The organism is Aeromonas sp. R9-2, from assembly GCF_040908025.1.
Taxonomy (GTDB): Bacteria; Pseudomonadota; Gammaproteobacteria; order Enterobacterales; family Aeromonadaceae; genus Aeromonas; species Aeromonas veronii.
Window position 1 is genome coordinate 1 of the sequence record NZ_JBFOCX010000012.1, and the last position, 3,804, is coordinate 3,804.

The 3,804-nt window shown below is 49.9% G+C and carries 1 protein-coding gene and 3 pseudogenes; 2 read left to right on the forward strand and 2 right to left on the reverse strand.

The features are described from left to right. The first annotated feature begins 62 nt into the window (after positions 1 to 62). Positions 63 to 1,230: pseudogene (locus AB5Y71_RS03385) on the forward strand (IS3-like element ISAeme20 family transposase). Between the two features lie 33 nt (positions 1,231 to 1,263). Continuing rightward, positions 1,264 to 1,404 (forward strand): annotated as a pseudogene (locus AB5Y71_RS03390) (integrase core domain-containing protein); the annotation flags it as partial. 175 nt (positions 1,405 to 1,579) lie between these two features. Here AB5Y71_RS03390 and AB5Y71_RS03395 read toward each other — a convergent pair. Together AB5Y71_RS03395 and AB5Y71_RS03400 are read right to left on the reverse strand one after the other, a co-directional pair. After that, positions 1,580 to 2,314, reverse strand: a complete 735-nt coding sequence (locus tag AB5Y71_RS03395) for a transporter substrate-binding domain-containing protein (RefSeq protein ID WP_368171002.1) — start codon at positions 2,312 to 2,314, stop codon at positions 1,580 to 1,582. Between the two features lie 260 nt (positions 2,315 to 2,574). Beyond that, positions 2,575 to 3,742: pseudogene (locus tag AB5Y71_RS03400) on the reverse strand (IS3-like element ISAeme20 family transposase). Positions 3,743 to 3,804: the final 62 nt, after the last annotated feature.

The following is a 3,804-nucleotide window of genomic DNA, read 5'->3' on the forward strand; positions in this document are numbered from 1 at the left end:
TGAGGTATCCTGATTTTCACAGACAGTCCCGATTGTTACGATGAGACAATCGGGGGTATTGAATGAAATCGAGAGAACACTATTCACCAGAGTTTCGGGCAGAGGCGGTTCGACTGGTATTGGAGCAAGGCCTTGGCCAAGCTGAAGCCGCTAGAAGGTTGGGTATTGCCAAAGGCACACTGAGCAACTGGGTGGTCGCAGCCAAAGGAGGAAAGGATACATCGGCCATTCCCGGAGCGCGTTCTGTCGCCGAGCTGGAGGCTGAAGTGGCCCGGCTACGCAAAGCTCTCGCACAAGCCAACATGGAGCGCGACATCATAAAAAAGGCCGCCGCGTACTTTGCTCAGGAGTCACTGCCAAGTACGCGTGGATAGCCAACCAGCAGGACTTCTATCCCATTTCCGTTATCTGTCGTGTGCTGGAGGTCTCTCGTGCGGGCTTCTACCACTGGCGCCTGCGTCCACCGTCACAGCGCCAACAAGAAGATGAACGACTCAAGGTCGCCATTCGGGCTGCTCACAGCAAGACGCGCCAGACCTATGGCGCAGCGCGTTTACAAGCTGAGTTGGCCGCCGAAGGATTTTACGCTGGGCGGGACCGGATTGGGCGATTGCGCCGTGAAATGGGGTTGTCTTGCAAACAAAAGCGCAAATTCAAGGCGACAACCCATTCTGCTCATTCCCTGCCTGTGGCGGAGAATCTCCTTGGTCAGGTCTTTGCGCCGACGAAGCCCAACGAAGTCTGGACCGGTGATATCACCTATATCGCCACCGACGAAGGCTGGCTTTATCTGGCTGGTCTCAAGGATGTGTTTACCTGTGAGATAGTGGGTTATGCGATGGGAGAGCGAATGACCACCGGGTTGGTCAGTCAGGCGCTGTTTCGGGCTGTGCAGCAGAAGAGGCCACCCGTTGGGCTTATTCATCACACAGACCGTGGCAGTCAGTACTGTGCCAAGGCTTACCGGGCTCTCCAGGTACAATTTGACATGCAGACCTCCATGTCACGCAAGGGGAACTGCTTCGACAATGCCCCGATAGAAAGCTTCTGGGGGTCTCTTAAAAATGAACTGGTTCACCACCATAGATTCAAGACGAGAGCGGAGGCCAAGGCAGCGATTCAGGAATACATAGAGATTTTTACAACCGCCAGCGTCGGCATTCACGACTTGGCAATGTCAGCCCGGCGGAGTTTAACAAGAGGTATTGGAGAACTGCTCAGGCTGCTTGATCCGGGACTGTCCGATCTTGTCAGGACACCTCAATGATGCCGAAACCAGATAGCCGAACAGCGGTAGGCAATTTGGCCATCGCGTTTGAGCATTATAACGAGCACCACCCGCACAGCGCCTTAGGATACCGTTCACCCCGGGAATTTCTGCGCAGTCGGGTATCACAACCCTAAGCGGGAAAAAGTGTCTGGATCTATGGGGTCAAATCCAATCATATAAATAGTATCACGATTAGATTTTTCAGTTGCTACGCGAAGCCGCTTGCTTCCAACCACATCCGCGTAATCTTAACGTGCTTTATTTTCCCTTTTATGAGGCGATCCCACGTTGGCAAAAACGTCGATACATTCACCTAACATTATCTATATCAACAACCCCTTTCTCTGGCATTTCTATGTAACGATTATATTCTTCGAAAACATCCTCTTGATTTATTTTATTTATTGATCTTTCAATTTTTAATTTCAGTGCATCGCCTTCAGGGCCCTTCCTTAAGGATAAGGTGGAGGGCATAACCATGACCTTTTTATAAAAAAAACCTCTAATATTAAGGTTTTTAATTTCTTTCATTGTTGCGGCGCGCTCAAATAAAAAAATATCTATTCGACCAGCCTCTAGCATCTTGAGAAGTGAGTCAATATCACCACTGGCTGTAAATTTAGCTATTGGAATACCTAGTGCTGCAGAGTGAAACTCAGCATTGCCACGAGGTGTACCAATTTTCCTTGCGCTCATTAAGTTCAACTTATCTTCAGAGGTTGCGTATATATCTGCAATGGAAATTACATTCCAACTCAAGTCTTGAGCATATTGATAAAAATCAGGTGTTTCATTTTGATAGGGTGTATGACCAATCAAATCGAGCGAGCCATGCTTGAGTTCTTTCCTAATCCGAACATAAGGCTTTATTTTTATATTGAATTTTAGATCGGATACCTCTTCTATTTTTTTTAAAAGGGTTACTGTATATCCTGTTGCATCAGGATTGATAAGTGGAGGCATAGGTTCTAAGCCAACCATAACCTCCTGTGATAGACATTGTGAGCTGATAATAGCAGATAAGAGTAAGATATACTTTCCCATTTCTCATTAATCCTTCTATTTGAAGTTATTCATGTAGACTAGTACCGTTTTCGTATTCCGGCAAATTTGAAAGTAAGCGTCAGGCCACTACCGTCTGGTGAATAGAGGCAGTTGTGGACAAAGTAGTTCCCACTACTTTTTAGTGGGAACTAAAGATGGTGTACACCAATAGCCGTACCAATAGCAGCCGTAAAGGCAGAGCCAATTACTCACGAGAATTCAAACAGTGAGGTGTCCTGACAAGATCGGACAGTCCCGGATCAAGCAGCCTGAGCAGTTCTCCAATACCTCTTGTTAAACTCCGCCGGGCTGACATTGCCAAGTCGTGAATGCCGACGCTGGCGGTTGTAAAAATCTCTATGTATTCCTGAATCGCTGCCTTGGCCTCCGCTCTCGTCTTGAATCTATGGTGGTGAACCAGTTCATTTTTAAGAGACCCCCAGAAGCTTTCTATCGGGGCATTGTCGAAGCAGTTCCCCTTGCGTGACATGGAGGTCTGCATGTCAAATTGTACCTGGAGAGCCCGGTAAGCCTTGGCACAGTACTGACTGCCACGGTCTGTGTGATGAATAAGCCCAACGGGTGGCCTCTTCTGCTGCACAGCCCGAAACAGCGCCTGACTGACCAACCCGGTGGTCATTCGCTCTCCCATCGCATAACCCACTATCTCACAGGTAAACACATCCTTGAGACCAGCCAGATAAAGCCAGCCTTCGTCGGTGGCGATATAGGTGATATCACCGGTCCAGACTTCGTTGGGCTTCGTCGGCGCAAAGACCTGACCAAGGAGATTCTCCGCCACAGGCAGGGAATGAGCAGAATGGGTTGTCGCCTTGAATTTGCGCTTTTGTTTGCAAGACAACCCCATTTCACGGCGCAATCGCCCAATCCGGTCCCGCCCAGCGTAAAATCCTTCGGCGGCCAACTCAGCTTGTAAACGCGCTGCGCCATAGGTCTGGCGCGTCTTGCTGTGAGCAGCCCGAATGGCGACCTTGAGTCGTTCATCTTCTTGTTGGCGCTGTGACGGTGGACGCAGGCGCCAGTGGTAGAAGCCCGCACGAGAGACCTCCAGCACACGACAGATAACGGAAATGGGATAGAAGTCCTGCTGGTTGGCTATCCACGCGTACTTGGCAGTGACTCCTGAGCAAAGTACGCGGCGGCCTTTTTTATGATGTCGCGCTCCATGTTGGCTTGTGCGAGAGCTTTGCGTAGCCGGGCCACTTCAGCCTCCAGCTCGGCGACAGAACGCGCTCCGGGAATGGCCGATGTATCCTTTCCTCCTTTGGCTGCGACCACCCAGTTGCTCAGTGTGCCTTTGGCAATACCCAACCTTCTAGCGGCTTCAGCTTGGCCAAGGCCTTGCTCCAATACCAGTCGAACCGCCTCTGCCCGAAACTCTGGTGAATAGTGTTCTCTCGATTTCATTCAATACCCCCGATTGTCTCATCGTAACAATCGGGACTGTCTGTGAAAATCAGGATACCTCA